Source organism: Bacillota bacterium (assembly GCA_023511485.1).
Classification (GTDB): Bacteria; Actinomycetota; Aquicultoria; order Aquicultorales; family Aquicultoraceae; genus CADDYS01.
Genome location: JAIMBH010000022.1, coordinates 1 through 23,281, shown reverse-complemented (window position 1 = coordinate 23,281; position 23,281 = coordinate 1). Strand labels below are relative to the sequence as shown.

The 23,281-nt window shown below is 46.2% G+C and carries 17 protein-coding genes and 2 pseudogenes; 5 read left to right on the top strand and 14 right to left on the bottom strand.

All coding sequences use genetic code 11. The features are described from left to right. The first annotated feature begins 10 nt into the window (after positions 1-10). From lipB to K6T91_08150, 3 genes are all read left to right on the top strand, one after another. A complete protein-coding gene (gene lipB, locus K6T91_08160) occupies positions 11-688 on the top strand; it encodes a lipoyl(octanoyl) transferase LipB (protein ID MCL6472765.1) in 678 nt (225 codons plus the stop codon). 16 nt (positions 689-704) lie between these two features. Beyond that, positions 705-1,571, top strand: a complete 867-nt coding sequence (gene lipA, locus K6T91_08155; protein ID MCL6472764.1) for a lipoyl synthase — start codon at positions 705-707, stop codon at positions 1,569-1,571. 125 nt (positions 1,572-1,696) lie between these two features. After that, positions 1,697-1,918: a hypothetical protein gene (locus K6T91_08150; GenBank protein MCL6472763.1), complete on the top strand. Its 222-nt coding sequence runs from the start codon at positions 1,697-1,699 to the stop codon at positions 1,916-1,918. A 69-nt stretch (positions 1,919-1,987) separates the two neighbouring features. Here K6T91_08150 and K6T91_08145 read toward each other — a convergent pair whose 3' ends face one another. The 13 genes and pseudogenes from K6T91_08145 to K6T91_08085 all read right to left on the bottom strand — a co-directional run bounded on the left by K6T91_08145 (position 1,988) and on the right by K6T91_08085 (position 20,251). Continuing rightward, on the bottom strand, positions 1,988-2,593 hold the full coding sequence (locus K6T91_08145; protein ID MCL6472762.1) for a SagB/ThcOx family dehydrogenase: 606 nt from the start codon (positions 2,591-2,593) through the stop codon (positions 1,988-1,990). Positions 2,594-2,653: 60 nt separating this feature from the next. Next, the gene (locus tag K6T91_08140) at positions 2,654-3,886 is read right to left on the bottom strand and encodes a PD-(D/E)XK nuclease family protein (GenBank protein MCL6472761.1); all 1,233 of its coding nucleotides are present in this window, start codon (positions 3,884-3,886) and stop codon (positions 2,654-2,656) included. A gap of 121 nt (positions 3,887-4,007) precedes the next feature. After that, entirely contained in the window at positions 4,008-4,217 is a 210-nt protein-coding gene (locus tag K6T91_08135) for a PspC domain-containing protein (GenBank protein ID MCL6472760.1), read from the bottom strand. Positions 4,218-4,241: 24 nt separating this feature from the next. Further along, positions 4,242-4,463: pseudogene (locus K6T91_08130) on the bottom strand (DUF5668 domain-containing protein). Beyond that, a pseudogene (locus K6T91_08125) lies at positions 4,443-4,739 on the bottom strand (PspC domain-containing protein). Before K6T91_08125 ends, K6T91_08130 begins: the two co-directional pseudogenes overlap by 21 nt. A gap of 357 nt (positions 4,740-5,096) precedes the next feature. Then, positions 5,097-6,281: a hypothetical protein gene (locus tag K6T91_08120; GenBank protein ID MCL6472759.1), complete on the bottom strand. Its 1,185-nt coding sequence runs from the start codon at positions 6,279-6,281 to the stop codon at positions 5,097-5,099. Between the two features lie 68 nt (positions 6,282-6,349). Continuing rightward, positions 6,350-7,159 carry a DUF5668 domain-containing protein gene (locus K6T91_08115; protein ID MCL6472758.1) on the bottom strand — a complete coding sequence of 270 codons (810 nt, stop codon included), beginning with the start codon at positions 7,157-7,159 and terminating at the stop codon, positions 6,350-6,352. Positions 7,160-7,347: 188 nt separating this feature from the next. Further along, positions 7,348-8,037 (bottom strand): PspC domain-containing protein, encoded by a 690-nt coding sequence (locus tag K6T91_08110; protein MCL6472757.1) that lies wholly within the window; start codon positions 8,035-8,037, stop codon positions 7,348-7,350. Positions 8,038-8,049: 12 nt separating this feature from the next. Next, entirely contained in the window at positions 8,050-9,168 is a 1,119-nt protein-coding gene (locus K6T91_08105) for a DUF5668 domain-containing protein (GenBank protein ID MCL6472756.1), read from the bottom strand. Positions 9,169-9,290: 122 nt separating this feature from the next. Next, entirely contained in the window at positions 9,291-10,100 is an 810-nt protein-coding gene (locus K6T91_08100; protein MCL6472755.1) for a DUF5668 domain-containing protein, read from the bottom strand. Positions 10,101-10,597: 497 nt separating this feature from the next. Continuing rightward, the gene (locus K6T91_08095) at positions 10,598-10,768 is read right to left on the bottom strand and encodes a hypothetical protein (GenBank protein MCL6472754.1); all 171 of its coding nucleotides are present in this window, start codon (positions 10,766-10,768) and stop codon (positions 10,598-10,600) included. A 150-nt stretch (positions 10,769-10,918) separates the two neighbouring features. Continuing rightward, positions 10,919-11,152: a hypothetical protein gene (locus K6T91_08090; protein ID MCL6472753.1), complete on the bottom strand. Its 234-nt coding sequence runs from the start codon at positions 11,150-11,152 to the stop codon at positions 10,919-10,921. 600 nt (positions 11,153-11,752) lie between these two features. Beyond that, positions 11,753-20,251: a DNRLRE domain-containing protein gene (locus tag K6T91_08085; GenBank protein MCL6472752.1), complete on the bottom strand. Its 8,499-nt coding sequence runs from the start codon at positions 20,249-20,251 to the stop codon at positions 11,753-11,755. Positions 20,252-20,664: 413 nt separating this feature from the next. On the opposite strand from K6T91_08085, the gene K6T91_08080 reads away from it, so the two are divergent. Together K6T91_08080 and K6T91_08075 are read left to right on the top strand one after the other, a co-directional pair. Then, a complete protein-coding gene (locus K6T91_08080) occupies positions 20,665-21,597 on the top strand; it encodes an ATP-binding cassette domain-containing protein (protein ID MCL6472751.1) in 933 nt (310 codons plus the stop codon). Positions 21,598-21,647: 50 nt separating this feature from the next. Next, positions 21,648-22,382, top strand: coding sequence for an ABC transporter permease (locus tag K6T91_08075; GenBank protein MCL6472750.1), 735 nt, complete (start codon positions 21,648-21,650; stop codon positions 22,380-22,382). Between the two features lie 155 nt (positions 22,383-22,537). Here the strand turns inward: K6T91_08075 and K6T91_08070 are convergent, their stop codons facing one another. Beyond that, on the bottom strand, positions 22,538-23,113 hold the full coding sequence (locus K6T91_08070; protein MCL6472749.1) for a DUF981 domain-containing protein: 576 nt from the start codon (positions 23,111-23,113) through the stop codon (positions 22,538-22,540). Between the last annotated feature and the right edge of the window lie 168 nt (positions 23,114-23,281).

Sequence of the window (23,281 nt, the reverse complement as noted above, 5' to 3'; positions counted from 1 at the left end):
GCTCGGACAAATGGATTACCGAGATGCGCTGGAGTTGCAGTCGGATCTGGTTGTGCTTCGTCTTGAGTCAAAGATACCGGATATTTTGCTGCTTCTTGAGCATCCCCACATATATACGACAGGAAGACGATTTAACCCATCCCACCTTCTGATAAGCGATGAAGAGATGAGAAAGTCCGGCGTAAGCCTAGTACTAACCGATCGGGGTGGCGACATAACATACCATGGACCTGGACAATTGGTCGGCTATCCAATAATCAACATAGGCGGCATCACAAAGATAAAGGATTATCTATATAAACTTGAGGAGGTATTAATAAGAACCATTGCAGCTTTAGGGATAGAGTCAGACAGGCTACCGGGCTATCCGGGTGTTTGGTTTGGTTTCGAAAAGCTTGCCGCGATCGGTATTCGGGTAACGCGCGGCATTACAAAGCATGGTTTTTCCCTTAACGTATCGCCAGACCTCTCCTATTTTTGCGGGATAGTACCCTGCGGGATTAGAGACAAAGGTGTGACGTCGCTCTCCAAGATAATTGGGAAAAAAGTCCCGATGCTGCTCATCCAAAAGCTGGTCATAAAGAGTTTCGCCGACGTATTTGGGTTTGATCCTGTACCGATCAGCAAAGATATGTTGCTTAAAATAATTAAAGAGTCCCCGATCCAGGATTCCCGAGCTGCAGGTTGACAGTAGAGGGTGACAAATGGCAGATAACATTGAGCGCAAACCACAACACTTACGGGTAAGGTTCTCGCAAGGTCCAAACTACCGGTTTGTTAAAAACACATTAAGACATCTTAAACTTCATACAGTTTGCGAGGAAGCCGGCTGTCCTAATATTTATGAGTGCTTTGAATCTAAGACGGCAACCTTTCTTATCCTTGGCGATAAATGTACACGTAACTGCCGTTTTTGCCTGGTTGACAGCGGTAAACCCCTGCCTCCCGACCCTGCCGAGCCTTCAAATGTAGCCCGGGCAGTTTCAAGTCTTGGGTTAAGATATGCTGTTATTACATCCGTTACAAGAGATGATTTAGCTGACGGCGGGGCTGGCATTTTTGCAGCAACAGTAAGAGAAATAAGGAAAACCGCACCGGAATGCGCTATCGAGGTACTGATCCCCGATTTTGCCGGTAATTGGCAGGCTCTAAAGCTGGTTACCGAAGCAAACCCGGACGTTTTAAACCATAACATTGAAACCGTCCCCCGCCTCTATCCAAAAATAAGGCGTGCAGCAAACTATGAGCGCTCACTGAAACTACTTGAAATAGCAAAGAACATGGGCTTTACCGGCCTTATCAAATCTGGAATCATGGTCGGTTTGGGCGAAGATATGGACGAGCTTATTGAGGTGATGGCCGACTTAAGACGCCATGGATGCGATATGATAACTATCGGCCAGTACCTTGCCCCATCAAAAGAGCATTTTCCAATTGCCAAATACTACGTGCCTGCAGAGTTTAAGGAGCTTGAGAAGGTCGGCTACCAGATGGGTTTTTCCCATGTCGAATCCGGCCCCCTTATTAGAAGTTCTTATCACGCAAGAGAGCAGAGGATTCAAGCCAGATAGGAATGGTAGCCTCACATACATAGTTACCGCATATGAATAAAGCTTTATTCATCAGAAAATGTGGGTAAAAAGAATAACTGATAAGGTATGCCAAACGAGTCTAAAGCCGAAAGGAGGTTTGCCACATGGTCTATAAATCTATTGTGGCAGCACTAAAAGACGTAGAATTTCCAACCACCAAAAGGTCGCTTATCAGGCGCATAGGTGACCGAGAAGTTGAGTTGCTTGCCGGGAAGACAATGACTATGAGAGAAATCTTAAGAGCCTGCGAGCATGAAGACTATGAATCCGAAAGGGATGTTTTCGCATGCCCAGGAGTAGTAAGCAAGGTACGCAGAACCGCCTGATTTGAAAAAAGCTTTTTTCAACTATGGGCTCGCATAAGTGAGCCCATTTTTTGCCTACAATTCTACACTCTACACTCGCCCCACCGGCAATATACAAAGCGGATATTCACCATCCGGAAGCTTCAGAAGCGATTTAACTGCATCATCGTCGAAAGCACCCACAAAAACAGTCCCCAGATTTGGAACCGCCTGTAGGTAAACATTCTCGGCGGCAAGCCCTGCATCCATGTATACATACCTTATTCCCCTTTTCCCGTACCGAGAAGTTGTCCGCTCGTAAACTGCAGCTATAACAATGCTTATGGGGGCATTTGCAATAAACGACTGTCCAAGTGCGGCACCAACAAGCTTATCCCTTAGATCACCATCTATGGTTTTTATAATCTCATGGCCTCGGGGTTTATATTTGTAAACTCCTTTTGGCAGATGGTTTACATTTCCCGCTACCAGGTAAATCTCGAGCGGAAAAAGCGCGCCTGCAGAAGGTGCCGTCCTAAAACCCTTCTCCGGCCTCGTTATACCCTGAGCAGCCCAAAGAAGCTGTCCTACCTCAGCCAGTGTTAGAGGCTCATCTTTGTACCGCCTGTATGACCTCCGCCTCAGTAAAGCTTCTTCGACCGATATGCCCCCGCTGTATCTAAACTCGGGCAGTTTTACCACGTCTGAATTATTCATATTGCCCCCGGAAAGAAGCCTTTTCTTTTTAACTTAACTCCTGGATTAAGATCCAAGACACTAATCCCTGATCTCTTCTTCAAGTAGCAGGTCTTTTTCACTAAGCTTAGATAGTGATACGGAATGCCTTTCCTCCCTCGTTCCGAATTCTTTAACTTTTGCCACAAGGTCAGGCTCCCAGGCATTCGACTTAACAGCTTTGGCAAGTTTTCTTATATCAAAGGACAGGACATCGTCTAACTTACCGGCAAGAGATATAATAGCTTCGAGTTCGGCCCGCTCTTTCGTTCCCGAAGCCGGGTATTTCTCAACTTCCTCAACCTTTACTTTTGCCTTCTTTGTAGAGCCACGGATAACATCCATACCCTCTCGTTTGGCATATTCGACAATGGCTTCTTCAACCTTAGCTATCTTAGATTCAATATCTTTTACAAACGAATCCTTTTCAGCCTTAAGTTCAGTAAGTTTGTCTACAAGGACCAATCCCGGCTCATTTAAGTACTCATTTACAGGCAACTGCTCTATAATATAAAAATGCTTTTTACGTGGGCAAAGATCGGGGTAATCACACCAATCGCAAAGCGCAGATTCGACCGGCCTAAACTCCTCAGTGGTCTCTATTGTCTTAATAAGATTGATCATATCCACCTTAAGCTGCTCAAGTGCCTCGGGTGTTCTTGTTGAGCGAAACTCCTTATTAAAAAGAAGGTAGTGCCAAACAAGCTCGACATCCCGCACATCCGAAAATATTTGACCCAGTGCTACCTGGTACAGGGCAAGTTGCTGGTCACTATCAAAGTAGCGCTGGTCTGGGCAGGAGCCAGAACTTTTGTAGTCGTGGATCTCATATGTACCGTCGGCACGCTGATCCAGCCTATCAATATACCCTACCATCCGATAGCAGCCCTCAGGATCAAGGGAAAACTCAACTTTCTTTTCAAGCCCAAGCGTTACCGCCTGATCAAAGGGATAGTAACGCTCGTAGTAGTCTCGTATGCATTTACGGCCCATCTCAAAATAGTTATCTGCCGTGTAATCCGCTTTTCTTATAACAACGTCTCCGTGCCATTCCGTGCGCCATCTGCTCTCGAAGTCGGCTAGCAGATCCTCAACAGTGTTTAGCTTCTGGTGCTTTAAATCAATATAGTGTTTCTCAAGCACCTCATGGATACGGCTTCCCATAAAAGCCTCGATCGACTCAAAGGGCCGCTTAATCCCATCTATATAGCGAAACTTGTACCTGAGCGGACAATCCTTAAAGGCTCCCAATCTGGAATATGAGTAAATGGTCATAAGTATTATATTCGAGAGCTTGCAGGAAATACCTTCTCTAAATTATGCCATAACGCGGGTCTATTGCAGGCTAAAAAGCTACGGCTAAAAAGCTACGGGTCCTAAACTCTAATCCTAGAGCTTAGTTTATTGGCTCTTTCGGTATCATCACAGCCGCTACGGTATATGCGACTATGCCTGCCGGAACCGATGCGAGAGTAAGTGCGACCCAGGCAAGGCGGACAAGCGTAGCGTCTATTCCAAAATAATCCGAGATGCCGCCGGCAACACCGGCGACTTTAGTGTTTCGAGTCGATCTGTAGAGAACCTTTCCGCGTGACGAAAGTGTTATGCCGTAACCTCGACTGGTCGCAATTATAACAACCGCTCCTGTAAGAATTAAAGCAACAGGCCAAAAAGCCTGTCTGAGAAATTTTAGAGCCACAAAAAGCTGCGGTGGGATAAGGTCGAGCTTAGCAAGAAGGAACCAAGCCCCCAGCCCAACCAAAGCAAGGCCTATTACCAGGCCGGCTTCACTTACAGCAGCCTCTGGGATATCGGGAGACCTCTCCCCCGCCGGACGCAGCGGGATAACCATCCAGGCTATAATATAAGCGATTATACCTGCGCCAATAAGAGCAGATATCGCCCAGACGGCCCGCACTATTGTTGGATCGATTCCGAGATATTCGCCAATTCCACCTGCAACACCACCAATTATCCTTTTACTTCTGGATCGATAAAGCCTGCGAGAATCGATTATTTCTTCAACTTCGATTTCTACTTTTGGTCTGGATTTTGGTTTTTGCTTAGATTTGGGCTTAGGGTCTGCCTTTGTCCTTGAAGCGGCCTTGGACTCAGAAGCTACCTCCATCTTTTCTCTTGTGCTCGTCTGCTTACTAACTGCCTTAGCGAGTGCCTCGAATTTTTCCTTATCCTTTAGCGGGCTTTCCTCCTTAACCTGCCCCTTAACGGCAGATGTTTTTTTCTTAGGTCTCTCCCTTTTTTTAACCTGCTGAGGCTCCTCTTCATCAAGCCCTGCCCTATCTTTGTGAATGCTTAAGACGTTACTCTTTTTACTCTTTTTTTCTTCTTTAGTCGACTTAGGATCAATCCCTAGGCTATCAGGAACTAAATCAGGAACTGAATCGGAAGCGTTAATTTTTGGCAGTTCAGTTATTTTAGGTTTTTGCAGCTCAGAGGAATTGGTCTCTGACAAGCTCCTCACTCCTTAATATCCCTCAATTAAAAAGTTAGAGATCCCTACATCAATATCTAAATCAAGCTTTTTGGCTGCTTGGTCAAAATCAGGTGTCTCAAAACTATTGGTATTGCCTTCGCCAACTCTTCGAAGAGAGATATTGCGAAAATCACTCGTTGAAAGACCCCTATTGATTTTCAACCTCACTCCAGTAGACTTGGGAATGAGAAGCTTCAGTTGTGAGACGCCAGCGTTGATTTTTGCTTTCGTCTTTTTATTTTTATCACCAAAGCGCACGGCAATATTACCAACCCCACCTTCAAGATTGAGACTGCTAACTTTAAGTCTGCTAAGGTCGATATCTGACCTGGATACTCCCGATTTTATATTTAAGTCCCACTCGGTATCACGGGAGAGAAACACCGACCATTCGCGCTCCCTTTGCCCTGCTACCACACGAGTGCTATTCTGCGGTTTTATCTTTAAACTCACAGATGAGCCTTTCTTATTAAAATGAAATGCGGGGGTTGCCTTGCCCGCAAACTCCTTTGCATTAATCTTATACAATTTACCGGTAGCACCCAGATATAGCCTGCCTACGCCAAGGTCAATTTTAGCAGTTCCCTTTTTGATTCCCTTTATCATGCCGCGGCTAAAGCTAAAGTTAGTAACGCCGTTATCCTTAAAAATCACATCGTGGTAAGCAAACGCCAAGATCAAAGCTATAATAATTGTAAGCGGCGCAAATGACCTAAACAACATACTGTGGTTTACCGTACCTAGGATAATAAAGCCAAAAGCTATAAGAAAAACCGGCCAGAGAGCCAGCGCATCAAGCCAAAAACTGAACGGAGCTTTGCCAAGTGTATTAAAGAGAAGAATGGCTCCAACTGTACCGATCAAACCTCCCTCAAGTAACCTTAAAAGATTAAAAGGCGGTAAAAAGCCGGACAGAAAAACGGCAATACCCCAGGTGATAATTACAGACGGCCATATTTTGCCAAGAAGGCCGTGTCCTATAAAAAATCTGTCGATAAGGAACACTATTCCCAGACTTATAAAGATAAGCCCGATTGCCAGGCCCCCTCGCGCTCCACGTGCCCGCTTCTCGCGCATTGGGTAAGCGCTCTCCTCGGGCATAAAACTCCTCGAAATCTTATCTATGCCTTTTGGTCCAAATCCCTCTTCTTTTAGAGTCTGCGATCTCTTTGCCATGATTTCCTCTAAAAATTATCTTTAATTAAAGGTTCGAAATTCAAAACTATTGCTCTTTAGACTCTCTTTCACGAGACCGTTATGCTTGAGGCCCCAGCGCTTACGATTATGTCGACTTTGTTCTGGGCGGAATCAAAATCCGGGGATACGAACAAAGAGCCGTTCATTGGGAACCTCTTCTCATCAACTTTTAGAGAACTAAGTGTGCCTGTCGACTTTATCCTGGCGGCAACACCTTTAGGAACGTCAAACTTGATATCCGTCGCCCCACCCTTAACTAAAACTCGAGTGTATCCGGATGCTTTGGGAAGCTTCAGCACCACGTCGCTTGCTCCTGTGTTAAGGTCAAGTGTTTCGATTTTGTTGTCGGTTAAGTTGGCGACGACCCGGCTTGCGCCGGTATTAAGGCGCAGGCTCAACGGTATTTTAGTAGATAACCCGACTTTCCAGTCATCTTCCGACCAGGAGAAAAAAGATAGAAAAGGCCACTGAAGATAGCGAAGTTTGACCTCCGCAAAACTGCCCGACCTTCTCACCAGCTTCTCTGGTTTCATAAGAAAATCTCCTTCGAAGAGATTATCGCTTTTCTTTAAGGGGTTAATGATAAGTGCACCCGCCCCAAAGTTGACATTAATGTCAGCTCTCGAGGCATCCCCTAAGCTCTCCGCAAGCACCACACTCTTTGGTTTGCCTGCGGGGCGCAGGCGCAGCCAGATAAAGTAAAGGCCAATGATAATTAGAAGAACCGGCCAAAGGTCAGCAGCTAATTTAAAGGGGTCGGCAACTATAAATCCAAGGTTGCCAAGGAGAAGAACAGCTCCAGTTAAGATAAAGAGAAGAGCAACCAATCTTCCAATAAATCTCCCGAAAGGATTCATATTCTATGCCCTTACCTGCTCCGGTTAAACTGCAAATACTATGTCGTAGTTTCCTATTTATACGCCTAATATTAGCATAAAAAATCGGTTGTAAATACTAGTATGGACTATATGCTTTACAGTTGCCCTTAAAGCCAATACTAGCATAAACAGGCAACTGCAAACAGTAGTGGAGCTTAAATAAATACCTACTTCGGCTCCTCTGGTATGACTACGGCGAATATGATGTAGGCTATTATCACGGCGGGAGACAGCGGGGTGAATAATAACACAACAAAAGCCAGACGAACTAGCGATATATCAACTCCAAAGTACTCGGCTAGACCCCCGGCAACACCGGCTAGCATCCTGTTAGACCTGGATCTATGAAGCGGTTTTCCTTGAGAATATGGCGTGACTGCTTCTCTCCGGTTGGCCACAACGATGATGAGAATGCCGATCAAAATCAAGAGCATGGGCCAGAAGACCTGTCTAAACAAGTTATAAACGAAGAAAAACTGGGTTGGAACAAGGCCCAGATTGGTAAGAAAAAACCAAATTCCAAGCACGACCAAGGCAACACCGATGAGAAGCCCGATTTGACCTGGGGTCCTCTCCGGAATAGTCGGCTCGGCCGTGTCAGACGGCCTCTCGGGCATGATTATCCAGGCGGCTATGTAGGCAAGTATTCCACTACCCGCCAGCAGTGTAAATAGAACCCAAAGTATTCGTATGACCACCGGGTCGATCCCCAGGTATTCTCCAAGGCCACCAGCAACGCCAGCGATGACCCGGTTCCTGCGAGAACGGTATAGCTTCCTTGGCTCTTTAGGTGCCTCTTTTGCTTGAGCCTCCCGGGCTTGCTGCTCACTAACTTTGGGGGGTTTATTCTCTCCCAACCCTCTCACCCCTTAATATCCCCGGACTATAAAACTAGATATCCCTAAGTTGATATCGATTATTATCTTCCTTGCGGCGCTATCGAAGTTGGGTGTCTCATATACAGCATTACCTGTTGTATTGACCCGTCTAAGGTCGATGTTTTCAAAGCGGGTCGATGAGAGTCCCCCATTAGTTCTAACCCTAATACCGGCTGACTTTGGCATCTCAAGACGAATCCCTGAGACACCGGCATCTATATCCGCATTGGCCTCGTCTACCTTATCCCCAAACCGAACAGTGCTATTTCCAACGCCACTCTTAAGAGATAGTTTGGTCACCTTCAAGTCACTTAAATCGAGCCAGCATGTAGAAACGCTGTTATCAACGTCAAGTGTCCATTCCAAATCCCTAGATAGAAGCACTCTCCACCTGCGCGCTCTGCTTCCCACAACAAATCGACTCGTGATTGGGTTAGGGGCGATTCGAAGCTCGACGGTCGGACCAGATTTGGTAAAGCTAAGCTGAGGTCTTCTCTTGGTGGCGAACTCACGCGCATCGATATCATAGAGCTTATCCGTCGCACCTAAGTTAAGCTCTCCTACCGGGAAATCTACCGTGGCCGTTCCTTTCGTGATGCCGCTAGGTATATCGCGGCTAAACTTAAAACCGCTCCCATCAGCCCCGCGAAAAATAGTTCCCTGATAGATGAGCGCAAATATCAGCGTCAGAATAATAAGGAGCTGTGGAAGAGCAGCCAAGATGCGGCTTCTGACCACGCTTGCAAGGATTGCTAGACCGGCCGCGATAAGCAGCACTGGCCAGAGGTTTATGATGTTTATCCAGAAAGTATATGGGACTATCCCCAGGGTGTTGTAGAGCAATATAACGCCGATTGTCCCGATAAAGATGCCGCTTAGCAAGCGAGATGTACTGATTGGGGGGAAAAAACCGTTTATAAAGACCGCCAGTCCCCAAAAGATGATAAGTACCGGCCAAAGTCTGGCAAAACCGAGGTTGGGATAAAAGTTGTTTAAGAGAAAGATCACGCCTATGATTACGAGCACAAGGCCAACGATGATGCTACCCCGCATCCCCCGCTTTCTAGCCTCTTGTTTTTTTTGCTCTTCCCCACGCTCTTCCTCAGTCATTTGTTAGCTCCTAGCTCTTGGCCCGTAGTCGTAGTACAGGACTTTAGCCCTGCTATTTAGCGGCTCCAAAGGGCTGCTACTACATTTAATAATTCATCATTCGAAATTCATGATTCGAACTTTTACCTCACCGTTATACTCGAAACACCTGTACTAATTTCGATATCTACTCGATTTTTTGCGGTCTCGTAATCCGGTGAGACATGCATAGTCCCGCTCCCAGGAAACCGCTCTTCATCAATATTTAGAGAGCTAAGCGCCTGGGTCGAGCTTATCCGTGCGGCGACTCCTGCGGGTATCTCGACTTTCACATCAGTCGCCCCACCCTTGATTACCACCCGGGTAAAACCGGATGCCTTCGGCAGATGAAGCGTAACATCGCTTGCTCCAGTACTCAACTCTACCAGCTCGACCAGGTTCTCCGTTAAATCGATGAGCGCACGAGCCGCGCCCGCGTTTACTCTCAGGACAAGCGGGGTTTTAGTTGAAAGGTTAACCTGCCAATTATCCCCTGCACGGAACATAAACGGCCGGTATACCCATTGAGTCCGCTGCAACTTGACTTCAAGCGTATAACCTAATTTACGAACGGTCTTATCCGGTTTTACAAGAAATTTTCCCTCCAACAACTTATCTTCACTGATAAGCGGACCTATCGTAAGCTCACCGGCACCAAAGTTAAGCGTTATATCCGCCTTTGCGGCCCCACCCAAACTCTCTGAGAGACTTACGGCACCCGGTCGGGACATCGGGTAGATGTGCCGCCAGATAATGTAGAGACCAAGCAGGATCAATATAAGCGGCCAGGTAATGGAAAAGATCTCACCGGGGCTTATAGCGATGATGCCTAAGTTAGACAGCAGAAGAAGAACGCCAAAGACGATAAGAAAAAGCGCGATTAAGATTCCTAAAAATCCCCCGAAAAAATTCATGCCTTCCGCTTCAGTCGCAGAGCCGTACTGCAAACAAAAAAACTGAAGATTATGTTCCCTTACCTGCTCCGGTTAAACTGCAAATACTATGTCGTAGTTTCCTATTTATACGCCTAATATTAGCATAAAAAATCGGTTGTAAATACTAGTATGGACTATATGCTTTACAGTTTGCCCTTAAAGCCAATACTAGCATAAACAGACAACTGCAAACAGTAAGTGGAGCTTAAATAAATGCCTACTTCGGCTCCTCTGGTATGATCCTCTGGTATAATTATGGCGAGTACTTATAAGGCAACATCCCTAAGCATAGCAGGCTAAGTCTCTTCTGCCGACCACGATAAAAATAAACGCCAATCCAAATTAAAATAATTTGCCATAATGTACATACCTTCTTATCTTCTACCTAATTTTAAACTTTTCTACCTAATTTGAATTAGCTAGAATAGGTCTCGTACCATCAATTTGCCACTCGCTAAGCTGATAATGGCATAAATTTAGCGGTCGCAATCATAAGAAGCGCGCGCCGCGCCCCCAGCTAAAGAGGAGAGCCTATCAAGAAAGGATTTGTAATCCTTCTCGCCCTTGAATATCTCTTTTCCTTCTATCCCTCGAAAGATTACGTGATAGATGAGTCCTGGGATATCTAGTCTGGGCTGCCTTGGCATGGGTAAAGCTTAAGCGATAGGTAGAAGAAATATCAACAGTTTGCATATATGTGCTAATGTTTATATATGCTATTGTAGTTGCTGAGCAACGCCCCATTTTACACTTTACACATTTTACAGTCTGACGCCCCCTTGGTACTCTGCTTTTGCCTATTCGTCAACCCGCTTCATAAAACCTAAGACGTTATTATGATAGGTAAATTTTACCTTATCACCTATTCTGTTGGTTGTAGAGTGACCTGCGCCATGGTCTAGCTCATCGTAGAGATCGTATATTTTATCTTCGTCTTTTACTTTGTAGTGAGCCCAATTGCTACTCTTCTCCTTGCGCCGGATGAGTTCATCAAGCGAGAGCTTGCAGTAGCGACAGTGTAATACCGCCATTCACCTTAGGAATCCTTCCTATTGGTTTAACTTTTGGGGCGCAGCGCAGACACCCCCTTAATATTTTTATTAATCAAGCTATCGGTTGAGTTCTTTTCCGCATATGAGCTAAAACTAATGTTGATATATAATTTATTATTAGGAAATCAACAACTAGGTTCGGTGGTATAATAATAATCGCCCATTCCAAAATTGAACTTAGACTTTCAGATAGCGGCGAAGACCACAACACACCAATACCTACGGGTGGCGCAACCTCAATTGAAATCAACTTTGCTAGAAATAACAGCAATGCTGCCTTTAGGCCTTGCTTAAAAGTTACATCGTGCGTGGTCAACTTCACGTATAAGAAAAATGCGAGTGATAAAGAACAATGAAATAGTATATTTAGAGCTGGATTATTAAAACTTGCCTTACCGAACGAGAAGACAAGTTCTAGGCTGAAAATGAGATCTCTCATTGATGCGTTCGGCAGCATTTCAAGGTAGGAGTGAATTGCAGAGGGCGCATTAGCAATAAAATAGAATATATAGGTTATAGCAAGCCCCTCTAAAGATGCTCTTATTAACGTTCTCTTCCTGCTAAATACCCTACTAATTATCATGATTTACCTGCCACCTTCGACACCCAGTAAGCTTTTCTCTTATTCCATTCCCTTGAATAAAGCTGGACAATTCGTATCTTCTCCTCCTTTTTTATCGAACCCCAAGTGCTGGGATCTTCAGTCACAGGATAGCCAGCACGCATTAAGGCATCTTGCACATCAGTCCTTAAATCCCTTGCTTCCTGTGTCTTTCCATCTCTGACCCATTTATAGTATTCCCAGCATGCTTTATCAAGGTCTGCAGGCTTATAATTCTCACTCATCCAAGCAGTCCATCCAATTCTATAGATAAGATCAGTAGGCAGTGAAACAAACCTTGCTACTCCAGTGAAGAAATCTTTGATTTCATCTAATGTGCTTGGTTTCTTTGGTTTCTTAAATTCATCGTAGCCTTCCTCGAAACCTACTTCATCTTTATTGGCTACAGCCATTCTTTTAGCACCCCTTGAAACTTGTCCTTTAACCCTAACCCTATTCTTCCTAATATCCTTATTTAAGCTCTTTATATCTCTGCTCTTTGCCCTAGTATACTTCGTCTTCTTGCTGCTTTCCTTCTTTGAGAGCCTGGGTTTTTCACCCCTGCTTGAGGCCTTCATGTACCGGCTGCCGTATTTGGTCACCTTTACTTTTTGGCTGCCCACATTAAAGTAAGTGACCTTTTTCTTTAACAGGCTTGATACTGCGCTATGAAACTCTCCCTTTGCCTTAGTGCTCTTGCTTGACTTTACCCTCGTGCTTGCCCCGGGGCGCATGTTTTTGATTCCAAAGAATTCTTTAGCTTGCTTCTTGTGGTAGGATTTGTATCTTTTTCCATCTGGGTCAAAGTAGTTTACTGGGTTGTTTGCACAGTAGGTATACGGATTTATGGTTGCAGGATCAACTGGGTCAGCTTGCTCACTGTCTTTTGAGATAAACCTTCCGATAGATGGGTCATAGTAGCGGCTGACAAGATAATATAGGCTAGCATCCTCGTCGAAATAGTAGCCTGCGTATCTTAGCGGGTTGGCTTTTGCTAGACCAACATCTCCCTCTATATCGGCCAAGTTTCCAAAGGCATCGTAGGAGTATGTGACTATCTGGTTTCCAGATGAGTCGATCAGCCCTATGACACTTGCCTGCCCATCTGTTATGTAGTAGTAAGTCTCTCCAGAATAGGTAAAGGATACAGCTCTTCCCTCATCGTCATAGGCAAAGCTCTTGGTGGTTGCACCCGAGGCATCTGTCTCGTAGGCAAGTCTTTCTCCCACGTAGTGGAAGAAGCTCTTCTTGCCGTTTACTGATATGGATTTTCTAAAGCCCTTCTCGTCGTAGGTATAGGTAATCGTCTTGGTTTTGTCTTTTATGCTTGTGAGGCGGCCTTCTGAGTCGTATGAGTAGGCCTTCTGCCCATCTGATACCATGTTGCCGGACTTGTCGTAGGTATACTCATATACTACGGGCAGAATCGGGTATTCGGCTCTTACTAGTTGGCTTGCCTCGTTGTAAGCGTAGGTTGCAATACTTACCGTGTATCCATTTACGCTTGCAAGAATCGTCTCTTTGATGCCGCTCTTGTTGCCGTCAGTATATGTGCCTAAGAGAACCGCTTGAATAGTCTCTCTTAAACCGCTCTTGTTTCCGCTAACTTTGCCGCTTGCAACTACATCTTGGACAATCTCCTCTATGCCCTTCTTCTTGCCATTTGGGGCAACTCCGTTAAACGCAACAGTTACGTCTAGGCTCGTTCTGTTTCCTGCCTTGTCGTAGGTATAAGAGACGCTCCTGCCATCAGGGTAGGTGGCAGAAGTTAATTGGCCTGCCTTGTCGTAAGTGTACTTGTGGGTACCTTTCTCATTAGTTATCTCTATGCGATTGCCCTGCCTGTCATAGGTGTAGGTAGTAGATGAGAGGGCTGTGCCGGATGGGTTGGTCGTCTCTATCTTTGCGAGGCGCCCTGCCGCATCGTACTCCATAGCAGTTGTTGTGCCGTCCGGGTATTTAATCGAGGTTCTGTTACCGGCCTTGTCGTAGGTAAAGTAGATGGTGCCGCCACTAATTGTCATAGAGGATATGCGCCCGCTCTCATCATAGGAGTAGTTAGAACTCTCACCATTTACTTTCTTAGCCACCATGTCGCCTGCCCCGTTGTAGGTATACTCAACCTTTGTTCCATCGGGCTCTGTCTGGCTGGTGAGTTTGCCGGCCGCATCGTAAGAGTAGCTTGTGGTGCCGGAGGAATCGACCTTTGATACCATATCTCCTGCGGCATTGTATGTATATTCAACCGTTGAGCCATCTGGATAAGTAATCTGCGTGAGCTTGCCGGCTTTGTCATAGGTATAAGTTGTGGTCTGCCCATTTGCATTGGTCATGCTTGTCAATTGGCCGTTTGGATCATAGGTGTATTTGGTTGTGTTTCCTAAGGAATCGGTAATGCTTGCGAGATTATCATTGGCGTCATAGGTGTAGGTAGTCACCTGACCCATGGGATCAGTTACAGAGGTTAAGTTTTCTTCGCCGTCATAGGTATATTTGGTTGTGTTTCCAGATGGGTCTGTAACGGAGGTTAAGTTGTCGTTAGCATCGTAGGTGTAAGTGGTCACCAGGCCGCTTGGATCAGTTGCGCTAATTATGTTGCCGTTGCCGTCGTAGGTAAAGGCTGTGGTGTTACCCAGGGCATCGGTTTCGCTCTTGATGTTATCGTTTGCATCGTAGCTATATGTGATTATATTGCCCTGTGGGTCGATTTCCTGCTTAACGTTGCCGTTTCCGTCATAGCTATAGCGGGTGGTCTCACCTAGAGCATTGGTCTCGCTAACCATGTTGCCAGCGGCATCGTATTCGCGACTTATCGTGCGGCCAAGCGGGTCAACCTCTTTGGTTACATTGCCCATCGGGTCGTAAGCATAGGTTGTGCTATTACCTAATTGGTCGGTCTCTTTTGTGATGTTGCCATTGGCATCGTACTCGTACGTTGTGGTATTGCCCAGGGCGTCGGTCTCGGAGAGCACCTCACCGGCGGCATCGTAGGTGTATTTAGTTATGGCCCCCAGAGGATCTATCTCAGAGAGAAGATTGCCGCCCTTGTCATACCCGTAGGTCGTTTTGTTGCCGAGGCCGTCAACCTCAGACGTCATGTTGCCCATGCCGTCGTAGGTGTACTTCTCGGTGTTTCCCAGCGGGTCGGTTACGCTTAACACGTTGCCCTGTGAGTCGTAAGTATAACTGGTAGTTAAACCTCTCGAATTTGTCTCAGATGTAAGATCCCCACTTGCTGAGTAGGTATATTTATCTGTATTGCCCTCGCCGTCGGTCTCGCTAGTTAGCTGCCCGTTTGCATCGTAGGTGTAGGTTGTCTTGTTGCCCTCCGGGTCAACCTCGGCTGTGAGGTTGCCCAGTGAGTCATAGACAAAGCTCGTCGAGTTACCATATGGGTCAGTCTCTTTTGTTAAGTTGCCGTTAGCATCATAGGTATAGGATGATTTGTTGCCCATGGCATCGGTCTGCGCTATGAGGTTGCCCACACCGTCAAATTCATAGCGCTCGGTGTTGCCTAATGGGTCGGTCTCAGCCGTAACTCTGCCAAGAGCATCATAGGTGTACTCTGTTTTGTTTCCCCGGGGATCGGTTATGCTTACCAGATTTCCGGTTGCATCATAAACATAGCTTGTGCTGGCACCTGTCGCATCGGTAATCGCAACCACGTTACCGGCTGCATCGTAGACTGAGGTTGAAGATGCCCCGTTAAAGTCGGTCGTCTTGGTAATGTTTCCGTTTGCATCGTATTCAAACTTGGCCAGATAACCGAGGGGATCCTTGGTCTCCGTTACCTGGTTGTTTTTATCGTAAGTATAACTTGTAGTGCCACCGTTAGGGTCAGTCTGCGCTATTAGGTTGCCTTCTGAATCATAGTTGTAGCCCGTCTTTGCACCCTCTGGTGTGGATACTGATTCTACCTGGCCCAAGCTATCGTAGGAGAGCACTGTGGTTCTGCCCTCTGGATCAGTGGTCTTTGTCACATTCCCAGCGGCGTCATATTGGTAGACCGTAGTATTGCCCAATGGATCGGTCTCAGAGACCTTGTTGCCGGCTGCATCATAGGCAAATGCAATGGTATTTCCTTGATCATCGGTAGAAGACGCAACATTGCCGTTGCCATCGTAAGTGTAGGTTGTAGTTGCCCCGAGGGCATCAATCTCTTTTACAACCTGGCCGTTTGCATCATAGGTGTATGTGGTAGTAGCACCGTTTGCATCGGTTACCGATGTTCTGTTGCCCAATGCATCATAATCGTAAGATGTGGTGTTGCCAAGCGGGTCTTCTATGGTTGTCAGCTGGCCAAGTACATCGTAGCTAAAGGTAGTTGTGCTCCCTTTTGAGTCGGTAGCGCTCGTAACATTGCCGGCCTCATCGTAAGTGTAAATAGTCGTCGCACCCAAGGCATCGGTCGTGCTCGTGCGGTTGCCATACTCGTCATAGGTGTAAGTAGTGGTCTTGCCGAGTGCATCAGTCTCCTGAAGAAGGTTTCCCGCCTCATCGTAGACATACCGGGTGGTTGTGTTGTCTGGATACGTTATTGTTATCGGTTTGTTGTTTATGTCATAGGCGTAAAGGGTAATCCTTCCTAAGGTGTCTACCGTCTCAACCATGTTGCCCGCGCTATCGTAGACGTAGGAGGCTTTGCCTCCCTTGGCATCGATGGTAGCAATCAGGTTGTTGTTCTCAAACTCAAAGGATGTCTTAGCACCTAAGGGGTCAACTATGAAGACCGGGTTGCCGGCCTCGTTATATGTATAGGTCGTCTTGTGGCCTAAGGCATCGGCTACGACCATCTGCCTGTTTGCAGAATCGTAACTGTATGTCGTCTTGTTGCCCAGTGGATCGATAAACGAAACCACCTTGCCGTCAGCGTATTCAAACCTTGACTTGTTTGGGTTGCCGCTCGCATCAAAAGTGCCGTCGGTAAAGCTTATGAGATTATGGTTGTCGTCATATGTGTAGGTTGAGATATTTCCAGCCTGGTCGGTTACCTGTACCAAATCAAGCCTATCGTTATAAGCGTAAACTATCTTCTGCCCTGCGGGGTCGGTTATCGACTCGATGAGGCCATCTGCCTGATAGGCAAAGCTGTAGGTGCGCCCCGCATCATCGACAATAGCCGCAAGCCTACCTCTCTCATCGTAGTCATAGGCTATATAGTTGCCATTTAGGTCCTCTGTTCTAATCAGGCTTCCATCGTAGTCGAAGATATCTTTGATCTTGTTCTGGTAGGTAAGCGTGTAAGTGGTCGTCATGCCGTCGCTATTTTTGGTTAAGGTATCGTATATGCCGGCGGGTGCTGCAAAAGTGCCATCGCTTCTCTTTGTAAATAAGAGCTTAGTGCCTGATGCGTCCAGTATCTCGATATTGCCGCTAGCGTACTCGCTAAGGTATGCACCCACATTTAAGTGCCAGCCATAGCCCAGAGACTCCAGCCCCTTGGCCTGGCTATTGTAGGTGCGGGTCACAGAGGTCGGCAGCCTGCCGGCAATATCAAGGTCGGTCCTCTTTAGAGTTAAGTTGCCCGACTTTGCGTTCACCCAGGTATCAAAGTAGGTCATCTGCTGGTTATGGTATGTTAAGAAGCCTTTGACGCCTAGCTCATCGGGGATATTCTTTACGATAACGTTTATTTTGGCGACTGCAGTGTTGCCGGCGGTATCTGAGGCATCAAGCATGAGAGTATACTCGCCGTCACGGACCATCGATGTATCCCATATCCAGCTGCCACTGCCCGCGCTTGTGGCGGCAAAGTCTTTCTCATAGCCGCCGCCTAATTTCTCAACCTTCAAGCGGATTTTATCTAAAACAAGGTTGTCAGCCGCAAAGCCAGATATTAGAGCTAAGCCTTGCAAAACAGCACCGCTTACCGGTGCGTTGATAGCCGGGATTGGAGCAGTGTTGTCCACGCTTACGGTGACTTGTCTGCTTATTACGTTGCCAGCAAAGTCGTAAATCTTGGTCAGCAAGGTGTGGTTTCCATCCTCAACCGACTTTGTATCCCACTCGTAGATGTACGGGGCGTCGTAGAGCGTTTCACTCAAGTTGTTGTCAACATAGTACTCGACTTTGTCGATGCCGGATAAGGTGTCACCGGCTAAGACCTCGATTGGCACAATCTGCCTTACGGCTTGAGCGTTGCCAGGGTATGTGATGTCACCGGTTGGGTCGGTGTTATCAACTGTTATCTGAATCTCGGCAATGCTTTCACGGCCGAATATGTCTTTAACGACTACCGATAGATTGTGCTTGCCCTCGATGAGTTTGGTCGTATCCAGATCAAACGAGTCGATCCGCAAGAATTCTGGATCAAAGAAGAGCGCATAGTCTTTAGCACCCTGCGGGAAGCCGTCAACATAGAGCTTTGCCTGAACTACCCCTAGATCATCAAATGCCTCAAACTGAACGGGAACTACTCCGCAGATGTATTCACCTGCAGCAGGCGAGACAATCTGAATCGATGGGCCGTCATGGTCAAGCTTGATGTCAACCAAGCTTGACACCGCTTTGCGCCCTGCCCCATCAAATGCCTCTGCTTTTATCGTATAAAGACCGGCTGGAAACTCTGTTGTCTGCCAGTTATAGGTGTAAGGTGCCCCGTATAGGGTATCTACAAGCTCGTCGTTGATGTAGAGGTCTATGTAAGCGACACCAGCACCTGCATCGCTGGCACTTATGTTAATAGGTACACTATTAGTTAGCGTTGACCCACTAACTGGTGAGGTTATACTTACCTGTGGCGCATTGTTATCAATGATAACCGTGCCCTGTGTGCTTGAAACATGGCCGTAAATATCGGATGCCTGGATGTAAACGGTATAGGTGCCGTCACTAAATGCTTTTGTGTTCCAAGGAACACTAATTGAGCCGCCGCCGCCGCCAACATAGCGGCCACCAACATAGCAGCTAACCCAGGAGACACCGCTGTCGTCTTCGGTATAAACTTCAATGTTTGAAGCGCCGCTTACAATATCATTATCTGGATAATTAAGATATATATCAGGCGGTGTTGTATCAATCCAATAGTCGATCTCTAATTTAGGGCGCCCTGAACTGCCGCTATCTGACGAGTAGTACCGTCGGTACCCACCACTAGAATCTAGAGCAATACCATAGTTCGGATAACTCCCGCGCAGCCAACCCTGTACAAGATTTGTAATATTAAACTTGAATTCGCCATCCCAAGGAGCGTAATACTCATAAGCTGCGGCATTGGGGTCGTAGCCGGGTCTCTGGTTCCAAGTTACAGTGTAACTCGTGTTGTACCGGTTCGCCCAGTAATCATACACTCTGTGCGCGGCAACTGGCCCACCTGTGCCATAAGTATTAGTAAGAGATAGCGTGGCATTTTCTACCGTTACATTGTTTCCATGAGCTAAGTCATCAATTGCACTAAACCAGAGAAAAGAAATCGTGGTACCATAGGAGCTAATATAGCCCGCACGAAGGTATGAGCTTGCTTTATAATCAGTATTTGGATACCTTGATGAGACAAAAGTATCTCGACCGTCGCTTGCCCCCGGGTGGATAGTCGGGTCTAAAATAACTGGATATTTTCTATCCTTGCTCTTTAGCCAATCCCGATCAGCGGCAAGAGTAAGATAGGATTTGCCTTTAAAATCCTTAATGCTTACCGTAATATCCTGCGATTCTTCTCCATTGGCGTCATACATGAAGGGTTTTTCAATTAACCAAATCTTCTCTTTTGTGACCTGATCATAAAAGGAGATGGAGCCGCCCTTTTCTTGGATATAGTAGAGATTTTTAAGGCCAAGTTCGAATCTAAATGAGGTAGGCGTGTTTGCATTATGTAGAACGATGTCCTCTTTTACTTTGGTGTTTTCAACCGTGTATTTTATGTCTACACCAGCAAATACACCGCTGTAAGTTATGGAACTACCCTTCTCAACGCCTTTTACGTTATTTACATCAAGTAGCTTCCACTCAACTGTGTGCTTACCGCTTACAACACGCACTAAGTTGTTGCTGATGGTATTTTCAGCAAAGAAAACCTTAAAACTATTGGCTTTATTTTCAAAAGCAAAGCCTTCCTTTTTGCTCTCAACTAGGCTGTTGTCTATATCCTGCAGCTCACCATCGCTATTTTTAAAATGGATGGGCTCGGAGTATACTTCCGTGCGGTATTTGCCATTGCCTAGATTAGTCGTTTTACTGTTTAGCGTTTTCTCAGGGATATCAGGAGCGTTTTTATCCTTTCCAATGCTTGTAACAAAATTAGTTATGCTCTTGCCTAGGCCCTTGATGGCTTTACCCACGCTTGAGAAAAAGTTCGCTATGCCATCCAAAACCGTGGCAAAAAAGCCCGGGCTCTCCTCAGAGCCAATACTTCTCTGCTGCTCGGCATATGCTGCTTGGGCAGCAAATGCGTTAAGTGGCAACCCCAAATTTAAGAAGGTTACAAGCAACACTAAAATGACCAGGAATTTGAATCTCTTTGCTCTAGAGAGTCTTAGCACCTAAAAACCACTCCTTAAAACGCAAAAACTCGCCCTTGATAGCGAAGCCTATAAAGACGAGTGCTTTAACCTTTTAGCATATAAAGCGTAGAAAATAACGTGCTCTTAGCTGATGAATAGCCAGGCCATCCCTGCAAATATTCAATTTAAGGCCTGCATGACTGGATTAAGAAGGATATTACGACGTAGTGGTAATCTTAACGGCGTTATATTTTTTATAATACGAATCTTTAGTATATTATCGGATAAAATCTGGTAAACTTTAGTAATTTCGGGCATATTTTTCCGATTTTTTCCCTAGGATATAATTGGGCTCCTAGCCAGCGTATATTACATATGAGCAACTCAAATCCCCCGTTTCTTCCATTTGTAAGCCATAATCGGGTATAAACAAAACGGTGGTATCCTTGGATATGATAAAAACCGAAGATGTGATAATCGCCAAAGGGCTTACAAAGCGGTTTAATAGTCTAACAGCAGTAGACCATATAAGTTTTGAGATAAAGCGCGGCGAGAGGTTTGGTTTTCTCGGGCCAAATGGTGCCGGCAAGACTACTACAATAAAGATGCTCTACGGGATGTCCCCGCTATCTGAAGGGTCCCTAGAGGTGCTAGGACTCGACGTAAAGACCCAAATCCGCAAGATTAAGGCACGCATCGGGGTCGTGCCGCAAGAGACAAACCTGGATACAGAGTTATCTGTGCTTGAGAACCTCTTGGTCTACGCTAACTATTTCGGCATCCCGAGAAAGATCGCCCGGGAAAGAGCAATGGGGTTACTTGATTTCATGCAGCTAACCGAGCGGGCCAACTCACTCGTCGACGTGCTCTCCGGAGGCATGAAAAGAAGGCTTCTTGTGGCAAGGGCTTTACTTAACGACCCAGAGCTTCTAATCCTTGATGAGCCTACCACTGGGCTCGACCCACAGGCAAGACATCTCATCTGGGACAGACTAACCGGGCTCAGAGAGCGGAATGTAACGATCATTATCACGACGCACTATATGGATGAAGCAAGCACTCTATGCGATCGCCTTGTAATTATGGATGAGGGCAGGATTATTGCCGAGGGCTCACCACCCGAACTTATCGAAAAGTATGCGGGTCGAGAAGCCTTAGAGATAAGATTCTTGCCGGACCAGACTGATAAAGCACTCGATATACTGATCCCAAAAAGTAATAACTACGAGATCCAAGACAAGACCCTCGTGTTTTTCGCACCGTCGGCCGATGAGCTTCTTCGAACCGCTGAGTCGGCGAAGCTTAAAATCGAATACATGCTTGTTAGAAGAGCGACTCTTGAGGATGTCTTCTTAAAGCTTACTGGAAGGGGGCTGAGGGATTGAGGTCATTGATTGAGGTCGCCCGCTCGATATCAGCCGTAGGTGTCTGGCGGATGTGGCAGCGCAACTGGACTATATTTAGAAAAGTATTTTGGCTCTCAATTGCCCCAACTTTTTTTGAACCCTTTATATACCTTCTCAGCCTCGGGATTGGATTAGGTCTTTTTGTGCGAGAGATTGAAGGGATGAGCTACCTTCAGTTCTTAGCCCCCGGTCTTTTGGCCTCAACAGTTATGTTTGGAGCATCGTTTGAGACGACTTATGACAGCTTTGTCCGTATGAAGTACGAGAGAACGTACGACGCCGTTTTAGCGACACCGCTAAGCATAGAGGACGTGGTTGGCGGCGAGGTGCTCTGGGGTGCCACTCGCGGATATCTCAACGCCCTTATATTTCTTATCGTCATTGCGCTGTTTGGTCTTGTTAAGTCACCTGACGCACTTCTTCTAATTGTGTTGCTTTTCGTGTTCTCTTTGCTGTTTGCGATTATCGGCATGACTTTTACCGCACTTGTCTCAAATATAGCGCTCTTCAACTACTACTTCACGCTGTTTATTACACCGCTATTTCTTTTCTCTGGGATATTCTTCCCAATCGAAGCCCTTCCCTCCTGGGCGGGAACGCTTGCGTGGTTTACACCGCTTTATCACGTCGTAGTAGTCTGCCGCAGTCTCGCATTAGGCAGACTGGACATAAGCGTTTTAGCTAGCTCAATCTGGGTCATAGCATTAACCGCCATTCTCTTCCTGGTACCTATAGCTCTTATGAAGAAAAGATTGATCAAGTAGCACAAACCTTGAGGACTACTAACGGGCAGAGATTTAAGTTCCACGTTTTATTTTTTATGCTGATAGCTTACCGCTAACATATACAGGCTACCGTCCTATTAAGGACGGCAGCCGTATATTTTAAAGCATTATTAATCACGCATAATTATTTCCTATTATTTCCTCAACGTTGCCGGAGCCCACTGAGCAAAAGAATCAAAATGGCTCCAATATGCTCCGTAACCGATGAACGCCCATATCGCTGCTGCAATTATCGCAATTATTGCGAATATCAACCTATATGGCCTGGCTTTTAGCCAGTAGAGAACTGGCGCAAGAAGTAAGCCGGTCAAACCCGTAAGAATGAAGCCCACGCCGGCCACTATTGGCTCCTGTGTTAGGCCCTTTTGTATGATCCTTGCTCCAACCTCTATAGCAACAAAACCGGCAAATATTGCAAAAACTGAAATTGAAAACAGGCTCCAATTAAATGCAAGAGCTAATGATGCCGCAAGAAATAGAACTCCAAACAGGAGCTCTGTCTCACCAAAGGCAATATTATTTGCACCGGGTAGAGGCCAGGTTAGAGTCATATGCAAACCTGTTGCGATCCCTATAATTCCAACTATCAAAAAACCTGGAGCCCAGCGCCTCTGGTCAGGATCGTCGATGCCACGGTAAACATAGTATCCCAGCAGGAACAATCCTGCCACTAAGTTAATCAACATAATTGTTAGGTAGTCGATAAACATAACCTTATCACCTCCTGTTCCACAGATTAATATACCCGAAAATTAGTTTTTCCTTGTTGGATTATGCACTCAACTTGTTGGGCACGTATTTCCTGACTTCCGCAATGCAGCACCCTAATTCTGGCATGGCATTACCTTTTCTATGTGGTCTCAGCACCCTTTAAATGT